This window comes from Alcanivorax sp. 1008, from assembly GCF_020667895.1.
Classification (GTDB): domain Bacteria; phylum Pseudomonadota; class Gammaproteobacteria; order Pseudomonadales; family Alcanivoracaceae; genus PGZG01.
This window is the reverse complement of record NZ_JAFMPS010000022.1, coordinates 1-24,398: the sequence shown is the minus strand read 5'-3', so window position 1 is coordinate 24,398 and position 24,398 is coordinate 1. Positions and strand designations below refer to the sequence as shown.

The 24,398-nt window shown below is 51.3% G+C and carries 21 protein-coding genes; 6 read left to right on the top strand and 15 right to left on the bottom strand.

From position 1 onward, the window contains the following. Window positions 1-269 (top strand): kinase/pyrophosphorylase (locus J1C54_RS14675; RefSeq protein WP_229149364.1); only part of this gene is annotated, 269 nt, incomplete at its 5' end. A 28-nt stretch (window positions 270-297) separates the two neighbouring features. Here J1C54_RS14675 and J1C54_RS14670 read toward each other — a convergent pair. From J1C54_RS14670 to J1C54_RS14650, 5 genes are all read right to left on the bottom strand, one after another. After that, entirely contained in the window at window positions 298-1,971 is a 1,674-nt protein-coding gene (locus J1C54_RS14670; protein ID WP_229149363.1) for a glycosyltransferase family 39 protein, read from the bottom strand. Between the two features lie 72 nt (window positions 1,972-2,043). Continuing rightward, on the bottom strand, window positions 2,044-4,188 hold the full coding sequence (locus J1C54_RS14665; protein ID WP_229149362.1) for a hypothetical protein: 2,145 nt from the start codon (window positions 4,186-4,188) through the stop codon (window positions 2,044-2,046). 55 nt (window positions 4,189-4,243) lie between these two features. Beyond that, on the bottom strand, window positions 4,244-4,909 hold the full coding sequence (locus J1C54_RS14660) for a hypothetical protein (RefSeq protein ID WP_229149361.1): 666 nt from the start codon (window positions 4,907-4,909) through the stop codon (window positions 4,244-4,246). Window positions 4,910-4,923: 14 nt separating this feature from the next. Continuing rightward, a complete protein-coding gene (locus J1C54_RS14655; protein WP_229149358.1) occupies window positions 4,924-6,363 on the bottom strand; it encodes a hypothetical protein in 1,440 nt (479 codons plus the stop codon). Further along, complete coding sequence (locus J1C54_RS14650; RefSeq protein ID WP_229149356.1) at window positions 6,357-7,757, bottom strand: hypothetical protein; 1,401 nt, start codon at window positions 7,755-7,757, stop codon at window positions 6,357-6,359. The genes J1C54_RS14655 and J1C54_RS14650 overlap by 7 nt, the downstream gene beginning before the upstream one ends. A 451-nt stretch (window positions 7,758-8,208) precedes the next feature. On the opposite strand from J1C54_RS14650, the gene J1C54_RS14645 reads away from it, so the two are divergent. From J1C54_RS14645 to J1C54_RS14625, 5 genes are all read left to right on the top strand, one after another. After that, on the top strand, window positions 8,209-8,913 hold the full coding sequence (locus J1C54_RS14645; RefSeq protein ID WP_229149354.1) for a glycosyltransferase: 705 nt from the start codon (window positions 8,209-8,211) through the stop codon (window positions 8,911-8,913). Further along, a complete protein-coding gene (gene rffA, locus J1C54_RS14640; RefSeq protein ID WP_229149351.1) occupies window positions 8,910-10,061 on the top strand; it encodes a dTDP-4-amino-4,6-dideoxygalactose transaminase in 1,152 nt (383 codons plus the stop codon). The genes J1C54_RS14645 and rffA overlap by 4 nt, the downstream gene beginning before the upstream one ends. 59 nt (window positions 10,062-10,120) lie before the next feature. Beyond that, a complete protein-coding gene (locus J1C54_RS14635; protein WP_229149349.1) occupies window positions 10,121-11,176 on the top strand; it encodes an NAD(P)-dependent oxidoreductase in 1,056 nt (351 codons plus the stop codon). 73 nt (window positions 11,177-11,249) lie between these two features. Continuing rightward, window positions 11,250-12,305, top strand: coding sequence for a lysylphosphatidylglycerol synthase transmembrane domain-containing protein (locus J1C54_RS14630; RefSeq protein ID WP_255612681.1), 1,056 nt, complete (start codon window positions 11,250-11,252; stop codon window positions 12,303-12,305). 10 nt (window positions 12,306-12,315) lie between these two features. Next, window positions 12,316-13,356, top strand: a complete 1,041-nt coding sequence (locus J1C54_RS14625; RefSeq protein ID WP_229149344.1) for a geranylgeranyl reductase family protein — start codon at window positions 12,316-12,318, stop codon at window positions 13,354-13,356. Here J1C54_RS14625 and J1C54_RS14620 read toward each other — a convergent pair. The 10 genes from J1C54_RS14620 to J1C54_RS14575 form a co-directional block, all read right to left on the bottom strand. Then, on the bottom strand, window positions 13,339-14,232 hold the full coding sequence (locus tag J1C54_RS14620; RefSeq protein ID WP_229149343.1) for a UbiA family prenyltransferase: 894 nt from the start codon (window positions 14,230-14,232) through the stop codon (window positions 13,339-13,341). The two genes, J1C54_RS14625 and J1C54_RS14620, sit on opposite strands and share 18 nt — an antisense overlap. Next, window positions 14,229-15,122, bottom strand: a complete 894-nt coding sequence (locus J1C54_RS14615; RefSeq protein WP_229149342.1) for a hypothetical protein — start codon at window positions 15,120-15,122, stop codon at window positions 14,229-14,231. The genes J1C54_RS14620 and J1C54_RS14615 overlap by 4 nt, the downstream gene beginning before the upstream one ends. A gap of 33 nt (window positions 15,123-15,155) precedes the next feature. Beyond that, window positions 15,156-16,112 carry a hypothetical protein gene (locus J1C54_RS14610; RefSeq protein WP_229149341.1) on the bottom strand — a complete coding sequence of 319 codons (957 nt, stop codon included), beginning with the start codon at window positions 16,110-16,112 and terminating at the stop codon, window positions 15,156-15,158. Then, complete coding sequence (locus tag J1C54_RS14605) at window positions 16,105-16,719, bottom strand: sterol desaturase family protein (protein ID WP_229149340.1); 615 nt, start codon at window positions 16,717-16,719, stop codon at window positions 16,105-16,107. Before J1C54_RS14605 ends, J1C54_RS14610 begins: the two co-directional genes overlap by 8 nt. Then, the gene (locus J1C54_RS14600; protein ID WP_229149339.1) at window positions 16,712-18,337 is read right to left on the bottom strand and encodes a hypothetical protein; all 1,626 of its coding nucleotides are present in this window, start codon (window positions 18,335-18,337) and stop codon (window positions 16,712-16,714) included. Before J1C54_RS14600 ends, J1C54_RS14605 begins: the two co-directional genes overlap by 8 nt. A gap of 18 nt (window positions 18,338-18,355) precedes the next feature. Next, the gene (locus J1C54_RS14595) at window positions 18,356-19,744 is read right to left on the bottom strand and encodes a hypothetical protein (RefSeq protein ID WP_229149338.1); all 1,389 of its coding nucleotides are present in this window, start codon (window positions 19,742-19,744) and stop codon (window positions 18,356-18,358) included. 41 nt (window positions 19,745-19,785) lie between these two features. Beyond that, window positions 19,786-22,098: a DUF6160 family protein gene (locus tag J1C54_RS14590; protein ID WP_229149336.1), complete on the bottom strand. Its 2,313-nt coding sequence runs from the start codon at window positions 22,096-22,098 to the stop codon at window positions 19,786-19,788. 38 nt (window positions 22,099-22,136) lie between these two features. Continuing rightward, window positions 22,137-22,856: a hypothetical protein gene (locus J1C54_RS14585; RefSeq protein ID WP_229149335.1), complete on the bottom strand. Its 720-nt coding sequence runs from the start codon at window positions 22,854-22,856 to the stop codon at window positions 22,137-22,139. Beyond that, complete coding sequence (locus tag J1C54_RS14580; protein ID WP_229149334.1) at window positions 22,853-24,025, bottom strand: hypothetical protein; 1,173 nt, start codon at window positions 24,023-24,025, stop codon at window positions 22,853-22,855. Before J1C54_RS14580 ends, J1C54_RS14585 begins: the two co-directional genes overlap by 4 nt. A gap of 239 nt (window positions 24,026-24,264) precedes the next feature. Continuing rightward, a complete protein-coding gene (locus J1C54_RS14575; RefSeq protein WP_255612682.1) occupies window positions 24,265-24,387 on the bottom strand; it encodes an acyl-CoA-binding protein in 123 nt (40 codons plus the stop codon). Between the last annotated feature and the right edge of the window lie 11 nt (window positions 24,388-24,398).

Genomic DNA, 24,398 nt, shown 5'->3' with positions numbered 1-24,398 from the left:
ACGACCTGCGCCTGCCGGAATGCCTGATCCCGCACAAGGAAAAACTGTTCGGCCTGACCATCAACCCGGAACGCCTGATCGCCATCCGCAACGAGCGCATGGCCGGAAGCCGCTATGCCTCTGCTCGTCAGTGTGAAATGGAAATTCGTGCACTGGAGGCAATATATAACAAGCACAACATTCCGTTTATGGACGCCACCGATATGTCCATCGAGGAAATCTCGACACGTATTCTGGCTGCCAAAGGACTGAAGCGACGCTTGCAATAACCGGCCCCAGCACTGCCACCAGTTACCACTACAGGAATGGCGTCATTTCGTGCTGCGGAATAGACAACGGATCAATTGCAGGTTTATCGCGGAAGTCCACTTTAGGCTGCAACGAGAGATGATACTCAAAAAGGTGCAGCTGGTGCCGCCCTCTCGCCCAACCGACCTGATGCTCTGGAGCAGCAATAAAGTCCGCATAGAGTAACAATTCAGCGCTATCCTCTCTGGGGGGCGCAAGCGAGAAATAGCCATAATGATTCCCTTGGGGAAACACCGCCATTATCTCACCCTTAATTAGCCGTCGGAAAAATGGCCAGTATGTTGCCGAATAGGCAATATTTACCTCGCTCCCCAACCGGGCGGGATCAAGGAAATAAAACAGAAACACGTCACTAATCACCAACGTATTTATACGAGGATTCTCTTCAATCAGATGCGTGGCAAAATCAGCCATAAACTGAGCGTCCTCGATCTCCTGATCCTTTCTTGGCAAAAATAGCGCGTTCTGCACCGTAGAATCACTAAAGTCCGGCAGCTTAGAATGGCTTCCATAGTAGGCTGAAATCTGGTTAACCGCATGAAGCTGCAGCAGGTTCTCAAACAATACAAACGCGCACAGAAGCACCACAACAGGCTTTACAACACTACCAGAGAGTAGTCCCTTTAACTTTTCAGAAAACCAGGCCAGCAACAAAGCCCAGCCCATCGCAATTACCGGCAGTGCCGGAACAGTATAACGTGGCTCGTAGTCTCCCAACTTAAAGTAAACAATTGAGAAGACCAGAAAAATCCAGAAAATTGTGGCAACGGAAAATGGCCATAGAGGCCTTGCAGACTTTAAGAAAAGACCAGCCATCCCGCCGAACAGCCAGATATTATTATAGGTATTCAGCATGGCTAGAGGGTTGCTTGAGAACTCGATCATATTGAGAAATTGACGCAATTCCGCGCGCCAGTAAAAACTGCCCTGCAGACCATTGTCCGATAGCATAAGAACGAAGAAATATATGCCCCCGGGAATGCAGGCCATTAAAAACTGTCGCGTCCTTTTCTCAACCGCCAAAAAAATCGCGCCCATAAAAAGAAAATAAAACCCTTCAGGACGCAAAAGAGGCATCAAAGATATGACGCCGGCGAAGACCCACAGCCGCCTTGAAATCAAAGCCCAGCACGCCACACAAATCGCAGCGGAAAGCCAGAACTCACCATAGAAGCTCAATGACACATAGGCATACAAAGGCATTAGCGCCAAGACAAGTGACGCAGCAAGCATAATTACCGCAGACACCTTAAGCCTACGACCGGCCAGATATAACATCCAGATAGAAAGAACGGCAATCAGGGCATGAGCAGAACGCATCAGGACAAGACTACCGCCCGTAAACAGGGCAAGGATGCCATCAAGCGCCAGCGCAACGGGCAGGACAAACCCTTGAAGTGCAATATCCGGATCTATCCACGCGGACTTTGCCAGGAAGTACCGATAGGCATCATCACCGTAGAAAACAGTGATCCCATCCACCACATCGAGCTGCCAACGAGTCTCCGCGCCGGATGCCTTCCAACCAAGAAAAAGGTAGATCAAGAAACAAAGAAGCAAAACTATAGCAGCAGTAACATCCGCTTTGCTGAATCTGCCGGGCAACGACACCAGAGCACGAGAAGCGGATTGCAGATAGCCTGGCAACTTGGCAATGACCATAAACGGGATTTACAGAAAGGCTTCAGTATGACGCAGAATAACGCGGGCACCGATCTATCGCCAGCAGTCCCGTCATGGGATTTTCAGGGTTATTTCGTTATGCCAAACCCCGGCAGGCATGGCAATTCGGCCAAATTCCTCCTGGCCAAAGCCTACCCTCGCCACCAGAGGATCTCCGACAGGGCCACCGAATGCCGCGGATTGACCGATGCGCAGCTCATTCTCGATTGTTAACCGAGGCAAGCCATCGACAGTGTTATTGCCAGACTGCACCAATACCTTCCCGTCGGCCCAACCGACCCGACCTTCCACGTCGTATAAGCGAAAACTGGATTGAGGGCTGGATATCTCAGCTAATGACAAATACGCAGAGCCGTCAAAATCAAGAATACCATCGAACCGCAAGGGAGCATCGCCCCCAACAATTGCGCCCGGAGACAGCACAAACAGGAAACGGTCCGTGGACAGGTTAACATCGATCAAAGCGAGGACAGATGTATTGCCGGGGGCGAGGTTCTTGAAATTGCCACCACCAAACATGCCACGGAAGCGGTACTGAGCAGCGGAGTTGGTCTCCAACCACAACCCGCCCGGCATGGACGGAGTGCTGGTCCCCACCCCATCAGCCCGAACCTGAATAAAGAAATCACGAACATTCCACAGCAAGTCCGCATTCAGAATACCGATGCCCTGATGACAGGGATTCAATGCAGAGCACCCCGTACCGACCGTAACCCCCGTATCAGCGAGAGCAAAGTGGGTATTGGTCTTCCAGCCACTGGCCGCAGTGGCCCGTACCGCCGGATTGGTGCTATTTGCTGCCTGCCAGGCACCCGGGGACTGTATCGCCAATGCAACATCAGATTTCCAGCCAACATTCCCGGTTGGACCCTCTGGACGAATCATGATGTCAGCATCAAATTTTCCCCACGTGTAGATAAGACTCCAGTCAAAATCATCTCGATAGTCCGGGTTTGTCGGGTCCAGACCAGGACCGGGATCAATCACTGCAACCTTGCTGTTATAGGCGTAGTTATGCGCGTCGTGGATCATAACCATCATGGCCGACTCGCCCAAGCCAGGGCGAGTGGCGGAAAACTCACCACCGATTGCACCGCAATGGGCAGCAGTTGGTCGCCCGGTAAATGCCCTGCCGCCAAAGCAGATTCCTTCAGGGCCTACGTTATTCTGCATAACGTCAAGAATAATCGGCATGGAAAATGCGAGCCCTGGCGCCGGTGCGGCGCCACCTACCTTGACCCAATCATAGAACCATATCTGCGTCCGGTTACCACCCGCCTGACCCAGAATCCACTTGTAGTCTACGTCGTAGTCCCATTCCGCGAGAATATTCAGACCTTGCGACCGGGGACTGTGCACCCCGGAAACATCATAATAATTTCCATCCGGGGTCAAGCCATAACCCACGCCGCCGCTATTGATCCTGATCAAAGCGTCACGCAAGCCGCCCTGCCAACCGAATAGAATCATCGGATCCCGGCCGGTTGTATCGAAATCCGTAGGAGATGCTTTAAATAGCAGGTCAAAGTTGAGATCAAGCACCGAGTACGGGGCATATAGAATCAGCCCATCGCCATCCATCCCCAGAGTTCCAGTACCCAAGGACTGCCCCAATGCAGCGCCGGTGGAGAAAAAGCCCCCGAAGTTGAAGTTACCAAAACTGATTTCTGCTGCTCCCGGCCCACCCTGACGATAGATAATGTCGCCAACCGTATTCAAGCGGAAAACAGCCTCCGTTCCGCCCGCGTCAAATAGACCATTGGTATTACGGAGCAACATATCGCCCGTTGAATAGTAAGCCAGCGAACCCAGAGAGTTACCCGCATAACCCGGTGTTACCGCCGTTTCATGAGTAAGGCTATCTACAGTAATACGTAATGGGTCCCACGCAGAGTCAATAACAATAGCTGCGCTGCCTGCTCCGTCACCTCCTGCGTCAATGGACATTTCCGAGTGAAGCGGCCCGCCAACACCCTGAACCGATACATCCCCCATCAGCGTGCAGCCGTGTTGATTTGCCACACCGCCAGTACATGCACCCGGCACCGCCACTCCCGAATCAGTTTCCCATCGGAATTGATCTGCGGAAAACCCAGTCGCCGAATCAATCTCTACAAAGAGTCCGTCCTTACCAATAACCCCCGACATCTCCGAATCATCGAGCGGTGCCATGGCCGACACGGAGGAGGTGATCACCAAGACAATCCCGGCGAAAAAAAACCCGCCCCTCGGGGGCCGAATATTCTTATCGTCAGAAGCCATAAACAATTGCCCTGCCGTCAAAGCGCATCTGCATTGATGCATTAGGTGCAGATGCATCGCTGGCCCGGAAAGCCAGCACGCTGCCAGTATTAACATCACGCATATAACCAGGCGTCAGGCCGCTATCAAACTCGATGGCAACTCTACCGATATTTAAGAAAGTGGTTAAATCGTTGTAGACCCCTGCGCCCTTGTTTTCGGGATAGGTGAACATAATTCCCGGGGCACCGCTTGGGTTGCAAGCGACCACCAGACAGGTGACACCATCTGCAGCAAGAAACCGACTAGCATCAAAATAGGGACTAGATCCTGCACTCAGGAATGCTGCATCAAGGCGCAAGCTCTCAATCTCTAAAGTTCCATAGTAATCCTTGAGCATAAGCCACTTCCCTGCCCGTGCCGTAAACTCAAGACCTACCCGACAGGGATTCAAAGCACCCACACAGCCAATGGGATTGTTCGCCGCATCCACATTATTACGCGAGCGAATGTCAAACATAATACCTTGCCGGGCAACGACCTGCTCAAGCTCTGCCTCATCCAGAGCCTGCATTGATGGCGCACCTGGCATGTCCGCCAGCGCATATGGCAGGCAGCATCCAAAGGCAACTACTATTGCGCCCACCACTCTCTTCAGTACACCCGCATTAATCATCAGCGCACTCCAAATCAGCAAAAAACGGCTGAAGCACCGCCATAGCAATTCTTGGTCGTTAACAGGTCGAATCTGGCGTTATTTACTCGCAGCCCCGGGGCACCTAACAAACTCAGAGCCTCCCCCAGAGTCAAATCTCCAAAATTAATTTCCGGAGGATTAATATCCCGAAGCTTCGCAACAGGAACATTCATCCACCAGCCAGTATTTGTGGTCGATGAGTACGCACTATTACAACGGGCCGGGCGCCCCGCGCCAACCCCACATGCATCCCACTGAGGGTTTCCTGCTGGCACCTGAGACCACAATGGCGTCTTGCCCGCACTAGGGTACGCAACACGCTCTCGCTGAAAGGAAATGAAAAAGTCGCCTGACTGAAGCGTGGCAAAATGGAGAACCCGAAGATCGGCGTAAAGCTGCGCATAGATTGCATCCATAATACTGGCCAGACCAGTACCATTGAAATCCACCTCTGCATGGGTCAGTAACAACGAATTCAGACGGGTCCCCTCTAGATCAAGGTATAGAGGGGAGTTGGAGTAGCCTCCTGCACAACCCACACCACTGGGATTGGTAAGCCGGCCAACGCAGCCCGTGCCGGATAGGCCAATCATAATACCTGCGACATTTACCCGCGCCCTGACAGGTAGTGCCGCGGATAGCTCGGTGCCAAGAAACCCGGAGAATGAGTTAATTCCTGAGTGACAGGTAAGCTGGTAGTTACCAAAGGGAGCTCCGGGATTACAATGCCCGGCGCCATTTGGCGGAGGACTATTGTTATCCCCCGAGCCAACATTGCTGTTGGTGTAGCCAGCGTTAAAGTTCTCCATATTGCGCTCATTGAAACCATAAGTTCTGCCTATACTCATAGCCCCATCAACAAATGCAGCACCAATTTTGATCCCGGCCACTTCACGCAACGTGGAGGTATTGTCGTTTTTTATGGCTAGCTCAATATAGGGACGAGTCAGAACCGCTGAAGAATCTACGCCAGCATTACTGGCAGGGTTACCGTAGCCCGCAGGACGATCACCAGTCCGCCCCATCAAGCTCAGATAATCAATATCAATATCACAGCCAACGCCATAATTAAGCGCATCATTGACGCCACCACAGCCAAGCTGGAACTTGGAGATGTTCATATTCAATTCCAGCTTGCCGTCCATGCCCATTCTGTAAAACGTGAACGCCGTGGGACTACAGCCGTTTTCCGCTCCAGCGCCGCACCCGGTTCCGGTAATTGAGCCCGTCAACGAGTTACCACCAATGCGGTCGGACCAGAACAGTGCCTGGCCAGTCACGTCGCCAAGATCCTCATCGGCCATCATATCAAGACCAGGTACGCCAATAATGGGCAGCTCAACAGCATCGGCAACAGGGAGCGCTGCCTGTGCCGGGAAATGCCAACAAAGCAGACTAAACATGAGGCCGCGAAGCAGAATCCGGATCAACATGTGGCGCTCCCCATGCAGCTGACAAAGCGCAAATGATTGATCAGTAAACCGTGGATTCTGGAGTCACCAAGATTTACGTCCGCGGTTACAACCTGCGCAGCGGCACCACTACCGGTTATGGGAATTCCATGAGGATTAGCACCGTAATAGGCAAAAGTCTTTGCTCCGCTCTCGACGTTATAGGCTGTCATCCTTCGAGCATAGGCATTGACGTTTCCACAAGCAGGAGTGCCACCACAACGACTGAAATACACCCCATCGTTAGTGGCGTTATAGGCATTTCGGGTGCCTCCGGTAGCAAGACAACCGGTAGCAAGATTTCCTGTGACATTTCGGCAATTTGGATACCAGTCCCCCCAGTGAGAGTAACCATGACTGACATCATAGTTTTTCAGACCTGCATTGTTACCGCTGAAATTACCGCTTAACGCTCTTCTCGCCGTTTCATAACCAGCCAGGTCACCAGTACGCAAGGCATAGAAATCACCCCAGACAGCACTGTTGTTTGGCAGCTTCGGCACCTTGAGTTCAAAATTACCATCAACACCAACTGCATCCAGCGTCAATGCCTGATAGTAGAGCTGCCCTAATGGGATATATGCATCAACATTACGGAAGTACATTCCCTCACGATCGTTAAAACGAGGCGGTGTGCCCTGAGCATCTGCCCCGCCCAGCTCATGAGAAACCGAAAAGCGAAAATCCCCTTGCAGGCGACTGTGATAGAGGATGGCGAAGGTTTCATTACCCGGCTCGGTGAACTGGAACAGCCGGAAAGCAGACCCGGATGCGTTGCCCCGTATAATGGTCTGACTCTTCAGAATCTCATTGGGGTCATTGTCCACTTTGATTTCCCCCCAGAAAGACATGGTGTAGTCATCCTGCTGGGTCGGCGCGAGGAACTCATAAATACTCTTGTCCGGGTTGTTAGGATCCAGATTGAGCTGGGCTCCAGTGAAGCTTCTGCCAAGGGGTGAAAAGGCACGCAGAAGATACGGGTTATCGTGGGCTGAAAAATAGGGAATCACTCCGCCCCGGGGACAGGAAAGCAAACTTGCATCGCAGGCGGTGCCGAAACCACCGACATACTCATTGAAATGACTACCACCTGGCCCTGCCCCGGAAATGTTGACTCCGTACCAGCGCAAATCACCTCGTTGCCATGTGGCCCCAATGGCGGGGGCGGCGCCAACCTGCTCAAAGTAACTGGTTGGCTTTACCATCCAACGGAAGTCCTCAAAGGCCATGGCGATACCCGCGCCGGACACCGAAGACATATCCTCGTCGGCGAGAGGTTGCATACCAGCGAAAAGCGTGGCTGGCAGCAGCAAAAGCGACAGCAGCCCTGGTAGCAGAAACTGCCTCTGTGTCTTCCGGCAAGCCTCAGTGAACATCTATTGACTCATCTTTTCTTCTTATAGTCCTTCACAATAGCGATGCGCGGTGTTCTGAACAATCTTAAGACCCCCCTTTTTGTATACAAATAGTTAATCGGAGTACAAATACTCACCGGAATTCACGCATATAGAATTACAACCTGTATATCTATCAGTGCATTAGAAGCAATGCGCATATATCAATGTATACATATATCGCAAATCAGGCAGGCGCCACGCGCTACAAAGCATGGCAAATCAGGTCTGTGGCTGTGTATTAAATTGGTTAATCCGGGCGCCATATGTGCGATAAATCTGCCACTATTCATCGAATGATTTCACCCGGTAATTTAGCCGCTAATATGATCACAAACTTGAGCAAATTCCGGGCATGACCTACCCTGGCGAAACCCAACCCGCCCCAGCGGGAAGCTCCTGCCAGTGTGCTGAGACGGCGCCCACTCTCTCAGTGATTACCACAACGGATCCGGTTGCAAATCAGCTACCGCAATTACTGCTGTCTCTGTCGAAATTGGCCTGTCAGCAAGATGCAACCTATGAAGTAGTTGTCGTCGATGACCTGGGCTTTTGGCAAACCTTCCCCGAACCCACTGCTGCCCAATATCCTGGGCTTGCACTATCTCTGCTAACCCCGACAGCATGGCGCGGCCAGCAAGCGGCGATTCTGCTGGGAATTCAACAGGCCAAAGCCCCGCTCATTCTGACCATCGACCCGGACTTACACCCATGCGTAGCGGAAATACCGAAGATGATCTCTCTGCTAAGTAACAAGGTATGGGCAGTACATGGCGCCCGCAGCCAGAGGGACGATATTGGGCTGTTACGCCGTATCGGGTCTCACATGGCAAACGTTATGGTTCAAATGATTACCGGGCTAAAGGTCAAAGACATGGGAAGTCCCGTCACTCTTCTAACCAGACGGGCTCTTGAAGAAATGCGTATGCCAGCAGGCGCTGCCGCAAACCCGAAAATATTTGGCTATATTGCTCTTGGCCCGGCTCTTGCGGTTTATACGCTGACGCAGGGAAGCGTACGCCACGCACCTTCCCAGTACTCCCTAATATCTTTAACCCTCTTATTCGCCGAACTGCTGATTAGCAGCCTGAAAACGCGGCTCGCCATGCAGCGCAGAAAGGAAGATCTTGCTCCATGAACAGGCCAATGGTGCCATTTACCTCTACCTATCTCAGCGGTCAGGAATCTGTTTATCTGCAAGATGCTCTGACACGCCCAGCCGGCGCAGGCGGCTTCTATTCACAGCGCTGCGAGACATGGCTAGAGAACAGCACCAAGGCGGGCCGAGTGCTCTTGACGCACTCCTGCACTAACGCCCTTGAGCTGGCTGCAATTCTTCTGGATTTAAGCCCAGGGGACGAAGTAATCGTACCAAGCTTTACATTCACCTCCACCGCCAATGCATTCTCGCTACATGGTGCGACCATTGTGTTCGTCGACATTCGCCCGGATACGCTTAACATGGATGAGCGAGCCATTGAGGCAGCCATAACGCCTCGCACCCGGGCCATAGTTCCAGTGCATTACGCTGGCATCCCGTGCAACATGCACGCCATAATGGATATTGCAAATCGACACAACATTCTGGTCATTGAAGATGCAGCTCAAGGTGTTGGCTCGCAATACCAGAAAAAACCGTTAGGCACGATCGGTCATCTAGGCTGCTATTCGTTTCATGCAAGCAAAAACATCACATGCGGCGAAGGTGGCGCCCTGCTGATAAACGATAAGCGCTTTATTGGTCGAGCTGAGATTCTCCATGACAAAGGCACCACACGGGCACAGTTCAGAGCAGGAAAAATTCGCCAATATGACTGGGTGGACATAGGCACGTCGGCGCCACCTTCAGAGTTACAAGCGGCCTACCTTCTCGCCCAGCTGGAGCAAGCAGAAGAAATAAACAAGCAACGCGTTGCCCTATGGGGTCTTTATCAAAAAAAGCTTTCCCCGCTAGTGAAAAAAGGCATGCTACAGCACCTTCTGCCACCCAAGGACTGTAGCCACAATGCACATATCTTCGGCCTAATCTTCAGCACACCGGAGATGCGTAATTTGGCTCAGGAACGCCTGCAAGCAGAAGGAATTCAAACCGCGCTCCACTATCAACCTCTACACAGATCGCCGGCCGGCCAACGGCTCGGCAGAGCCAGCGGCAGTATGATACAAAGCGAAACCCTACCCGACAGGCTGTTGCGACTACCGCTATGGCCGGGAATGCCCAGCTGCACCATGGACAGAACTTTCGATATCCTCGACCACATGCTGAATAATAGCCTAACCGCCTGACGTGGAATCACATATTTGCGGTGGACTCTATTGGCTTTGACCTTGATGGAAACATTTTGATGGAACAACAATGCATTCTTATCACTGGTGCCGGGGGCTATATAGGCACGAGTCTGGTACCGGCATTATTGCTCTCGGGCCACCGGGTTATTGCCGTGGATACATTCTGGTTTGGCCGCGAACTTCTAGCCAAACACCCAAACCTGACATGCATTCAACAAGATAGCCGCCAAATGCCGGAGAATCTGCTGAGAGGCGTTGACTCAGTAATTGACCTTGCCGCACTCTCTAATGATCCGTGTGGAGAAACCTTTTCCGATGCAACCTGGGAGATCAATCACCTCAGTCGTGCCCGCACAGCGCGCCTTGCAAAGCAGGCTGGCGTAAGACGGTACCTTCTGGCCTCAAGCTGTAGCGTCTATGGATTCAATACTGGCACGCTGGACGAGACGTCTCCGACAAAACCCCTAACCACCTACGCAAGCGCCAACCTCGCCGCAGAGCGAGATACAATATCCCTTAACGACAACAACTTTTCCGTTACTGCGCTGAGACTGGCAACCCTGTTTGGCTTTTCAACAAGAATGCGTCTCGATCTGGTGGTAAACAGCATGTGCTATAGCGCATGGAGACATGGTGAAATAACCGTTAACGGTGGCGGAACTCAAGTCCGGCCATTGCTGTATGTTGCAGACGCGGCCCAAGCCTTTATGCGTCTACTCAATCCAGATATCCCCGAGACCGCCGGGCAGATTATCAATATTGGCCGCGCGGATCAGAACCTGCAGATTAACAGTGTTGCTGAAACCATCGCGCAGTTTTATCGGACGGCAAAAAACAGACCAGTTTCGATTCGCCACGACGGTCCTCAGGACGTCCGTTCATATCGAGTCTCATTTGAGAAAATGAATCGTTTACTCCGATGGGAGCCAGCGACCTCATTCGACGAGTCACTTCCTGACATTGCCCGGTTTTTAATCCATAGCAGGAGGGAAGAATTGCTTAAATGCCACACGCTGGACTGGTACAGAGCTAATAATCTTATTAGCACTTGTTCTGAAGCCCGAGAGCCAACTCCGCTTCACGAAAGCAACGAGAATTTCGGATCACCATGAAACGCACGCCAATTGCCTCACTTCGGACCTCTAGCCAACCAAAGGGCACAGTTATGATGGCGGCCAACTCATTATGACGAGCCTGCGCCCCAGCGAGGGCCTCACCAGTACAACACAGAAGAATACGCCCTTTTCTCCTCATAGAGCCCGAATAGCAGCTCTATTAATTGGCCTGCTGGCAATAGGCATGGCCATACCAATTGCGCTGGGCGGGCGGGACGCCCTAACCCTGATTACCACCCTGCGCATTGGAGACATCTTTACACTGCTAGCAATCATGGTGGTTGTGTGGCACTTGAATCTGCTCAAGCTCCGCATTCTGATGAGCGGCAAGTTGGTTAACCTTGGTTACTGGAGAATGGCCCGCATCTATATGGCGGCAGAATTCGTATCGAAAACAACTCCAGCAGGCTCAGGAGCGCCAGTCGCAGCAATAGCATTGCTCGCCCCTCACAATGTCAGCGCTTCTACTTGTATTGCTATTTTTTGCGTTGTTGGCTGCATGGATGCGATTGTGCTTATTTTCTATATCGGAATATTTGCACTTACCGGGCTTTCTGGAATTCTTGGCGGTAGCGCTGTAACAAGCGTATTGCTACTTGCCCTGGTTATGGCCTGCGCCATATTTGCCACCTACTTGCTAATATCCAGACACAAACTACTAATCACTGTCGCTGACGCCATGCTGCGAATACTTACCGTCGGCCCGAGCAAAAGGCGCACAGCTCATAAGGCTTTGATTAGCCTGCATCGCGCCATTAAAAAAATAACCAAGCTCCCCCCATGGCGACTAGCCATTTCCTGGGCAGCCTGCTTGCTCTACTGGATTCTCTATCTATCTACCCTGTACCTTTCGATCCTGCTTATCGGCGGGCAAATCAGCTGGACAGACGCCGGGTTTATTCAGATTATTGCCATGGGAGTGGGACATCTACTTATGATTCCGGGCGGCATTGGCGGATCGGAAATCACCAGCGCGGTCCTGCTAACACCATTATTGGGCGCGGCAATTTCGGGGTCTGCTATCTTGATATGGCGATTCTTAATGCTCTACCTGTATCTCATTGTTGGAGGACTCTCCATGCTCTCCCTGATTGCCTCCCCCAGCAAACCAGCCAAAGCACCATGAGCATCCCATCGTGGAAGTAGACGTTGTTATCGTAGGCGCTGGCCCGGCAGGCAGCGCCGCCGCCTATGATCTCGCCTATTCCGGTTTACGGGTGATTATCGTAGACCGCAAGAACTTCCCCAGAGACAAAGCCTGTGGTGGAGGGCTAACCCATAAAAGCATAGAGGCCCTCAGATACCCACTTGATAGCCTGATACGCAGTGAACCTAGCGTTCTAAAGATGACCAGGAGGCTCAAGCCTGAAGCTGATATTCACACCGGCGGGGCCTTTCTTACCATGGTCACCCGTCTGGAATTTGATAACCATGCCTTGCAACAAGCGATATCCGTGGGCGCACAGTTTATCAAGGTCCCGAAGTGTATAAACACGCTCATCAATAATGGAAATAGAAGCCGTATTGAGTGGGATGGTTTGGCGATTAATACCCGCTGGATTATCGCCGCCGATGGTGCCAACAGCCAGATTCGACGAATAACTGATCATAACTGGCACCCACCACAGGCATTTGCGCTGGAAGCAATTGTTCCTTTTTCGGCAACGAAAGCAGAGACCTGCCTTGATTTTGGTGTGATAAAGGATGGATATGGATGGGTTTTCCCAAAAGGTGATCACCTCAATATCGGGCTTTACACCGCCTGCGGGCGCCCCGCCCCGTCCAAAGAGCTACTAAACAACTACATCGCTCAAAAAGCTCCGGGAAGCATAGCGCGCCAATATATGGGCGGCCCGATACCCACCCATTGCTATAAGAGCGAATCCCGGCAAGGACATATCCTTTATATTGGCGATGCTGCCGGTTTCTCGGACAACCTGTTTGGTGAAGGTATTTACGGCGCTATCGTCTCGGGGCAGATGGCAGCAGCAGCCATTATAAAAAACGAGACCCCCGAAGAGGACTACGATAAAGCGATAGCTGCTTTCAAAGGGCGCTATCAGTATATGAATATGCTGGCTAAGGCACTGTACCAGTATATGCCACTGACCTACCCATTGTTCCACTGGCACATGACCCGGTTGTGCAAACATGAAGGACTACAAAGAAAAACCTGAAAGAAACGGAAATACGAAGCTGAAATAATAAAGCATGACTGCAGAAAGTGTAGCGAAAACAAGGCCATGAAAGTATAGCGCCGGACGCCCCTCTCCAATAAATGGCACGAATGCGATAATCAGAAGCGCAAAAGGATAGCTAAAGAAATCGTAGGATATATGGCTCACCAGCCACGCGATAAAAACAATGGAGAGCACCATAGCTCTTGCCGGCATAACGCCATATCGAACTGCAATGGTATCGACCCCGGACTGACGATCTCCACGAACGTCCTTAATGTCCGCCAAAATCTCATAACATGTAATATAAAAGGCCAGCAGCAGCACAAAGCGAACAACGTCATCACTAAAAGCCCAACTGTTTGAATACGTCAAAGCCAGAAGCAATACTGGCAGGCACCAGCAAACTAGCACTGCATAAAGGTTTTTCAGGATAACAACATCCTTTATACGACGATGAAAGCCAGGAATACGAAGGCCATACAGAAACACCAAAGGCAGGGAAGCCAGATAGTAAACAAGGGGCATACCAAGAAGGAATAAAAGGGATGCACCAATAGCCAGCAGAGCAAACGAAATCCATAGGGACAGCGTGGCATGGTAGTCATCCATAGCCTCCTCGGGGAAGTTTCGGGCATCCTCCAGCCTGTCGGTATAGCGATTGAAAATGTATAGCGCCGAGTGCCAACAGAAAAAGGCAATAATCGGGGCATATCCCTGAACATTAGCTATAACAGAGAAGTGCACTAGCAGCATCGCCAAAAAAAGAAGGCTGATATGAAGCCGGTACATCATGCATATACGATAAGGAGGGAGCGCCATAAGGCGCCGTTCAATTTTATCCGCTAAACCATCCGCATAGCCAGAGAGTTTCACACTGCCACCCTACGGAAGTCACTCGCGCGAAAAGATGAAATAAAATGAAGCATCATCCAGATATAAAAAAAGGTTGGCTGAAAGAATAGCCCGAGCACACCGACAAAAGGAGAACCCTCATCTCTATAAAGATAATAAACAAGGAAAAGAGATGCCACAGCCAGGTTCATCCATAAAACCTCTCTGACAAAATTTCCAATACCCTCCCCTCTTACAGAAATTTTAATACCCTGATGAAGGTACCAACTAACCACGTGACTAATAACCAAAAAGCCCAGCGGCTCAAAATACGCCTTACCATGAACAGAAACACCGGCAGTGACAAAAATAAAGGAAAAAGCATAGATTGAAATACAATGCCAATCCAACAAACCCCAAGATCGACTCTGCAAAAGCGAAAGAAAAAGCCATAACATGACAAGACCTACTGACAGGTAGGCTGCAATTTGACTCCACATCATACTGAAGCCTGTCAAGTAACAGGCATAGTACGACCAATATAGAATAATTATGGGGATCATGCGCAGCCAACTATATAAACCAATAGCACGACCACTTAAAAACTCTTCATCGAGCAGAAAGTGCACAACAAAGTACCCGGCAGCAATACCGATGAAAAACTCAGCGGGCAGGAAATAGGTAAGCCCGCCGAGAACCGCCAAAGTCGCAGCGGCAACCATATATTGGGAAGACTCATAGCCTTTAGACCGATAGCGATACAGATACGCAAAGAAATAATGGGAGAGACCAGCGATTATGATGATGGCGAGAGAAACATTTTCCTCGGCAGCACTCTCAACAAACCAGCAAAATCCTGCACTGAGAAAGATGGCAATAAAGCGCAAGCGCAATGACCAAACAGCCGGCCTTTCAGCTAACAATTGCATCATAAGCACCATTCCTTCAAAGGCCAGCCTGTAGGGTTATACGAGCCGCGATAGCGAATAGGATGCCGCTGCAGACTTGTATGAGCGAAAGCCCTCCAGCACTCGGCAGACTGTTGTGTTATTCATCGATGCCGTCGTATCGACAAGACCATGACTTTCCAAAGCATCGACAATAAGCTGATATAGCACCGGCGTGTATGCACCCACGGCGTCAGCCCGGCCGGCATAAAGACTCCCGGTACGTATTTTGCGGTCAACTCCGGCGTAACGGTAGCTTCTCTCCCCAATGGCACCACAAGCCACAACCTCTCCCTTGCGCTCATAAACCACTGCGTTAGCGGCCGCGCCATGATCCTGCAAAAGAGTGGCGAACCACTTCTCGTACATTTGCGCAACAAGGCCCGCTGGAATCGAAGGGTCACGGGAGAAACGGCTGGGGAAATGCACCTGGCTTACCAACTTCATCACCGCATTGCGATCACCCTCACAATAAGGGCGCACACGACTTCGCATACGAACGAAGTCAATATCATGGCGCATACGATTCGTACAGTAAGTTCTCCTCAAGTCAAATATTTGAAAGCCAGCCCCTAACAACGCATTTAAGGAGGCATAATCATCAATATCGACTTCAGCTGATATATGCTCACCAGATCGAGTAAAATTTTTACTGAGCAGGTCACGGACCAGCTCGCCAACGTCTTCAATATTTGCTCCTGCTGAACAGAATATCTGCAGCCTGAGCATTGGCATCGCAAAGTGATCGGTATCCCACCGTAGCCGATGCAAACAAGCAAGCACCAGCGGCTTACCAGCGTCATCAACTTTGACAAGACAACGGCCACCATCAGCTAACCAGGAAATCAAATCGGCGCGCAAAATTGCAACAAGGCTTTCAACTGGAAATCCCGGATAGCGGCGCAATCTGGAAAAAGAAACCAACCCAGAGACATCGAGCGCTGCGACCTCCTCCTCCAGACATACTTTAATCATGAGGCTCCCGGGGTACTATATCAGGGTAAGTGCCGAACCACCGATCGCCCAGTGATGAGCTGACACCGTAAAAATTACCACCATCATAGTGGTGATGAATACGATGCAGCCTAACCAGCCTCTGCATAACTGCACTTCGGTGCGGAATCCTGCAATGACATATCAAATGAACCACTTCGATCATGATACCGACGACAACAAAGCCGAGCACCATGGTGGCAGCCACATCAGCACTTCTAAAAAGGATTGCCGCGCCGACGAACACCAAAGCAGCCAGGACCACCACGCCCTTCCAGGTAATTAGCAATCGCGCCAGATCAGAAGGGTTCTCATGATGCTCAATATGCTGACGATGTGTATCGCTATTAAGACGCAAACCCAGAAAAGGTAGCGGATTGGCATGGTATAGCCAGGAATGAATAACCCACTCCACTGCACCACGAAAAACAAAGAATCCAGAAATAACCAAAGCATCCCACCAGAACCAGCCTGACGACAGAGTCTTCCAGATGATTGCGGCCATGGCCACCAAAAGCATGGCCCAAATACCACTACCCTGAAGCAGAAACTTCAGCATCTGCGGATAACTTACGGGCAGGCTACTCATCAGGAGCACCAAAGGGACGCTCTCGCCACTTCTCAACTTGATCTTTCGGCACCATTGAGCCGGAGAAGATCGCCAACTCATTGCCATTAATGATCCAACGGAACGGATAATCCGGCAAGGGCACCGTATCTACATATAGAATCAGGTCACGACCTGCTTCGGCAGGCTGCAGCGAAAAATAAGAAAAATAGGGAGGCTTGGGGAAATAAGCCGCCGAGAGAGATGGGCCTAATATCGGTTGTAACGATTTTCGTCCGAAAGGCGGGTAGGCCACCGTAACATCATCGGGTATTAGACCAGGATCGAGAAAGTAGAAAAGCGCAAAATTACTAACGATAACCGTTTTTATCTCCCTGTGTTCTACCAATGCAGCGTGAACCCGATTAGCCAGAGTATGGTAAGAGAGAACTTCCTCTGCTGGCATATTTCGAAAGTACGTTTTCAGAGCCAGCGGCTCGGAACGCACGCTATTGGGAAGAGAGCCATTCGAGGTTACATACTGTCGAAGCTCAGAGACAACGTGCACAGAGTTAAAATTGAAGCATGCCATCATAGCAACAAGCACTATAAGTGAAGGGGTAGCAAGCTTTCCCAGACTGATACTATGCAACCAAGCACTGACGGAGCCTAAAAAAACAGCGACCCCCGGTGGCAAAAATGCCAAACCCATCAGCAGGTAACGTGGCTCCAGATTGCTTAACCCAGCCAATCCCACCCCTACAATAACCCCAGTCACAAAAAGAAACGCCAGCAGCAACACTCGCAAACTTCTTCTTGCCCATAAACCCAGAATGGCAGCTGGCAGCAAAAAGATACTGATGACTGCCCAAAAACGCCCCATGTCGCCGCCATACCACCTGCCTGTACTCAGGTACACCTCAGCCATCTCGGCTCGCCAAGAAAGAAACCCGAACACCCCTGGCCCTGCCACCAAAATTAGCAGGAAGTACAAAGTGCCGACAATGTAAGGCAATAAGAATGACCGATAGTCGCGAAGATAAAGAGCGTAAAGCGAAAAAGCCAAAACAGCATAAAACCCCTCGAAGCGAATCAGGGGCAATAGCGATACGAGTAGCAACGCAGAGTAGCGTCGCTCGCTCACCCAACAATAAGTGGCTGCCGAGACCAGAAAAATAAACCAGGACTCAGCATAGAAGCTGACTCCGATATAGATAAGCAGTGGTAAAGTGTAAACTAATAATGAACCTATCAGAGCAAAGCGAGGCGCGCTAACACGCAGACAAGCCTGATAGGAAAGCCACCAGCTTAGGGCAAGAAAGCCCGCCTTTAAGACTCGAGCCAAGAACTGATCATACCCGGAGAAAAACACCAGAACGCTATCTAGCATCAGCGCCAAAGGCAACACGAAATTAAAAAACCAAGTCTCCGGATTTGAAAAGGCCTGGCGAGCCAGGAAAAACCGATAAGCATCATCAGCCCAGAAAACATTACCCCCTGAGACGAAGTCCACATACCACCAGACATCACCACCACGGGCCAGCCATGCAAGCATTACATAAAGGGAAAAAAGGACTGCAAAAACAACAAAAGAGCCAAAGGCTCTTTTGTTGTTTTTAACGGAGCGAGATAAAGGCGCGCACACCTCTGAAAAAATCATGCACAGACATCCAAAGCGCTAACAGAACTGAGCCGCGCCCCAGCAATTATCATAAACAGGATCAAGCCCAATAATATTACCCGCTGCCGCCTGACCATTGGCAATATTGCTAACAAACACTGTGGTTGGCTGAGACACAGATAAAGTGAAGGCATCCGGCAAGTAAAACCCCCAACCCACTGGTACGTTCTGCTGATAACCCGGGAACCTTATCGCCTGCTTCTGGAATGAAAAACCAAATAAAGGAGAGTTCACATCAACCTGATGGAGATTCGAGACATTATAGGGTATGGCATAATTTTCCAAAATATTACGCTGGGCCGCCGTATTGTTCCATGCGCCACCCACAGCATTCAGGCCCAGATTGGTATAAAGCTGGCCTTTGATTTTCTCTGCAGCCTGACCTGCGATAATGGGAAGAAGGAGGTTGACCAGACCTGGCTGCAAAAGAAACCCGGCATTACTCCGGAACACAGTCAGATCTCCCGTTAACTGATCCACGGCACTGTTAAATCTTGCGCCAGAAATAAAGCCTTGGGTTTGTCGTTTACCCGCAGCAAGCACTGGCAGATTAGGGCGATCCACTTCTCCGAAACCAACTGTCAGATCCCTAAACTGCGCACAAATACCCGCAAAACAGGCTGAAGCATTATCAAGCCCCAGAGAGCGAAGAGGCTCGTTCAAGCCAAAGGTATTAACACCAGTGCCGCCCAAGGCTCCTGGGCAGGGCCCAGTAGTAGGGCCGCAGGTAATAGCAATATCATTAGCGGCGCTTGTACCTTGAGCCTGCAAAGTAATATTGGCCGTAGCGCTTAGAAAACCGCTGAAAACTCTAAAGTTACCAACACTAAGCGGACCTTCTGCAGACTCAGCCCCCAGACGAATACCTACAACTTCCCGCAAAGTCGGGCTGGCATCGTTAAGAATGGCAAACTCAAAGTACGGGCGCTCAAGAAAGAATGACCTGAGCTGGGTGGCAGAAGCGGAGTTCACACAGGTCCCACCAGCATTAGCCGTACACCCAAAGGCCATATTCTCAGCCCATAGATCCACCTGATTCCCTGGCCCCGTACGACCAAGCTCCAGATTCTTGATATTTGCGTTCAGAGCGAGCGTGGCATCAAGCCCCGCACGATAAAAACTGATTCCATTCGTACCAGTGGCAATACTGCCATTACCATCAATCTTATTGGACACGAATAGAGCCTGACCCTGAGCGTCCTGCAGTTCACTGTCAGACATAGGCTGCAAAGAGGCCGGCGTGGAAATCGTAGCGAGCTCATCGGCGCCGGCATCAGAAAACATGGGCATCAGCGGCATGTCGCTGTCTATGGCGGCATGCGCATATCCTGCAAACACAAATGCCTGCAGAATACAGATACACAAGACTTTGATAACATTGCTCATAAGGCTTGCTCTCTCTGGCTCTCGCCGCTTCCCGGGCATCATCAATTCTGCGGGGTTAACGAAAGGGAACTGGAAATATGTGCAGACGGAATCACAATAGTCCCCAGCCGATCCATACCCAGGTTCACATCTGCCCGCAATGGGTCGCCAGCAAAGGCGCTACTACCAATTAATAGCTGATTGGCGATTGTTAACTCCGGACGACCACTTGCTGTAGACAGGTTACCGGAAAGCTGTACTCGGCCATCTCGCCAAGCAATACGACCATCTACATTAGTTAAGCCAACGAACGCAGAAGGTTGCGACGGCTCCGCCAAGGTAAGGTATGCCCCATCAAAGATATCCGCCGGGTTACCACCAGTGAAATTCAGCAGGGCATCAAAGGCCACATACTCTTCGCCCGGCAATCGAGGCGGCCCAAGAACGAAAATAAACTGATCGGTTTCAATATTTACATCAATCAAAGAAATACGGGCAGGATTAGAGAGATCATTCAGATTGCCGCCACCAAACAGTCCACGAAACTGATAACGGGCCAAATTATCTGATTGCAACCACACGCCGGGAATGTCCGCATTAGACACATAAAAATCAGAACTATTAGGATCTGCGGTCGGCGCCGGGGTATTACCGACCAGAGAAATCACAAAATCATCAACACGCCAAAGCAAGTCAGCATTCAGGATGCCGATACCGAACTCCTCTCTGGCATCCAACTGGGCCTGCGACGGATTTAAACCTACAGCCACTTTGTTAATGTCAGTGTCGGCAACCATAAAATGAGTATTGGTTGCCCAGCGGGCGCGAGCATTGGGGTCGATACCTGGATCAACAGCAGGGTCAAAGTTGGCCTGAGCTGCCCGCCAGTAACCTGGGGATTGGATTGTCAGCAGCACATCACTGCGCAATGCACCTGCATATTTATCAGTAACGGCGTCGTATCTGCCGTCTGGATAAAAATAGAGGTTAGCGTCGATTTTGCCGAAGGTGTAAAGCAGGCTCCAGTTGAAGCGGTCTACCACCGGAGCACCGAACCCATCCACATCATTTACTAACGCCTGAGTGTTATATGCATGCAGACCACCGTCACGGATAACCACCGCTAGCGCACTATCCTTTGGTGGCACATTGTAGAACTGCCCACCTACCACGCCGCAAGACGCAGACGTTAACGATCCCGATGATGGCAGACTGCCTCCGAAACACAGCCCGCCAGCGCCAGCGCCCGGGCCAATGGCATCAAGAATAATGGGTAGACGCAAGTCGTAAGCCGCCTCACCCGGCGTGCCCGCTCCCATTCGACGCCAATCAAAGAAATCGACACGAATACGATCACCAGATGCCTGTCCCAGAATAAAGCGGAAGTCTGCGCTGTAATCCCACTGGGCGTCGATGTTCAAGCCTTGGGTACGAGCGCCGTATTGACCTTCATAGTTGAAGTACTGGAGACCAGCAACCACCGCTGGAATAGAAGCATCGACTGATGACCCGGTGCCAATACCACCGCTTCCGATGGAAATTTCTGCATTCTCGATACCACCTTCCCAACCGAACACAATCATCGGCAGGCGGGACCCTTTATCAAACTCGCTCACCGTCGACGGAGCAAAGAAAAGGTCAAAGTTCAAATCAAAATCCAGATTATCGCCCGCAATGGTCAAGCGATCATTATAAATGCCGAACCGGCCCAAACCGGGATTGCCCGCTCCGTCGGTAAAACGAAAACCAAAATCCAGCTGGCCAAAACTAATTTCAGGCGCACCGAGTCCCGTGCTCTGTCGATAAAAAATTTCACCCTGACTGGTTAAATCGAATACGGACTGGGCAGTTGATGGGTCAGCCGGGTTGCCATAATTTAATAGCCCCGACACCCCGCCCATGGTCAGAGAGCCCGTTGATTCAATGCCGAAGATACCGACAGATCGATCTACCGTACGATCAGGTTCACCAAGCACCAGGGGGGCATTATCGCGGTAAAAACTGTGCCCCAAGGCACCAATTCTTGCTTGCAGGCCAGACCAACTGCCGCGCACAACCAGATAGCCATCGGCGCCATCGCCACCTACATCGACTTCAAAGCCTGCTCCGGTAAAGCCAGGGCCGCTCTGCAATGATGCCTGCAAGTCCTGAATCAACAACGCTGCGGACTGCGGCGTTGCATCATCCATGCGCCACTCGATTTCCTCTGCCGAAATCTGAGAGCCCGCATCAATATTGATTGAGATACCATCCTGACCAGTAAATGTCGCCATCTCATCATCTTCCAGCGGCGACATGGCCGGCGCCGCAGCTGACGCAACCAGCAACAACGTTCCGAGTGAGTAACAAAGACCGCTTCGACGCTCTAACGCCATCCTCAAGTATCCTGTGCTGCGTACACGACTAGGCATCTTCAGAACCCGAATATCAAAGCATTGCCGCCAATGGCAATCTTGGAAGGCGCCGTAGCTGACGCCACGTCACCCACATTCAAACCCAAAAACGGATTGTTGGCGTTCGCAAGCGGGCCCACTGATTCGTTGCCAAACTCCACCGCAATACCGTCCAGCGCAATGCCGATTTCAAGACTGGTAAATCCAGAGCTAACCTGAGCCGCGGGATTCGCGCCAGTAACAAAGCCCGGAGTAGTGTCAGGATAGGACACCCGCAGTGCAGGGGACACATTCAAATTGGCCACCGTGCAGCCGCCTGGCAACAGGCAGGCACCACCAAGCCCCTGAAACTTTGCAACATTGAAATAGGCTGCATTTGACCCGACAGTACCAAGCTCTGCCTGCGCATCCAGGCGAATGTCGTTGATCCGTAGAATCCCGGAATAACCTTTAAAAACCAGCCATTTGTCATCGCGACCGGCGAATTCCATGGCGAACCGGCAGGGATCAGTGGCGCTGCTGCAATCTATTTGTTCGTCTCCAGTGCCATCCATCGGCGAGCCGTCCGCTTTTGCATTGATCAGCAACTCCAGACGCACCGACACACCGTCCTGAGCGACCGCAGCAGACATTTCTTCGTCGGCCATTGGTTGCATGGCATGCGCAGATGGGAAAAACAAAAAGCTGCCCAACAACGGCAACGATAGAAGCGCCTGCCTGCAGGAGCGTTGATAAATCATGGTCCAGCTCCCTGTGTAGTCAGCGTCAGGCTTTGAATAAGAACACCCTCTAATCGTGCGACGCCGATGTGAGTAGACACATTACTTGGGCTCACAAAGCGGATGCCATTGGTCGCCGCGGTATAGTTGGCCGGATTACTGAAGTCACCCCAGCGGATATAACCTCTGGTTTGCGCATTAGGACTAGTAATAGCTTGCAGGGAGTTAGTCGTATCAAGCCCCGTCACTGTGGTGGTAGCGCAGGTGGCAGCTCCACAGTAGATATCGTTATAAACCGACGCTATATTCGGAATTGGCGTCAGCCTGACTTCGAAGTTCCCTGACGTCCCTGATGTGTCGAGGGTGATAGCCTGAGAGTGCAACCTGCCGATGGGCAAAAACGCATCAACATTGCCGAAGCGAACCCCCTCATTCTGATTAAAAAAGGGCACCATTTCACGGGCATTTGGACTGGCCGCCGTTTGCGCAACGGAGAAGCGGAAGTCACCAGACAGCGCGCTTTGGTAGGCGATACCCAGCGTTGAAGCAGCCGGGGTATCCTGAGTGCGGAAAATTCGCAGGATGGTGGGCTTGCCATCTACCGTGGCATTGCGACCATTGATAATAGTCTGGCTTTGCAGCAGAGCCTGATTAGCGCCCCCCCTGTCCACTTCAATTTCACCCCAGAAGGACCAGCGCCAGTTATCCATATTGCTTGGCCCGATCAGCTCAAGCACCGTGGGACGGTTGGCACCTGTCAGAAAGGTTCCCTGGAAGTTATAGCCATCATATTCAAATGCACGAAGAACATAGGGGTCGTAAACCGGCGCAAAGTTTTTACTACCCTGCGCTCCAATCGGACAGCTAATAGACACGTTCTGATTGCAGGCACCCGTTCTTGCGAAGGTAAGACCGGTTGCAGCTCCCGTCTGCCCACCGCTAAGGGTTAGCCCGTAATAGCGCGCATCACCGCGACGCCACTGGGGCAGGGCCGTTGCCGTGCCTGTCAATTCGATATAACTGGTGGGCGCCATTGAAAAGCTGAAGTCATCAAGCGCGATAGCAATACCCGCGCCGGACACATCTGACATCTCTTCTTCTTCCATAGCCACCATGGCGTACGCCGGCGAGGACACCACCGCTACGGCCAGCAAAACCGGCAACCTTTTGAAAAGAAGAGAAAAATCCACAGACAGCCTCATTCTTGTTATGTACGCCAAGTGGCAATACCCACCAAACAGACGGATTCTTGGCTTATTTACGACAGGCTACACCCGCTCACCGACTCTGGGCAATGCTCAGTGTACGCATGATTACAAAAGTCCTACACGGTGGATTTTGTTAGATTTCAGGAAGTTATGGGGTTCAAAAAAGGTGCCGGGACAGTGACTGGAGCGGCGAAAGCCGCCCCAAAAGGCTGGTATGTGGGCTACTTATGTGACTTGAGCAGCGCCTGCACCTTATCAATATACTTCTGCTGCGCCTGATCCTTGCTCATGCCCTTGAGCTTGGCCCAGCCGTCGTACTTGGCCCGACCAACCATATCCAGCATTCCCGGACGCT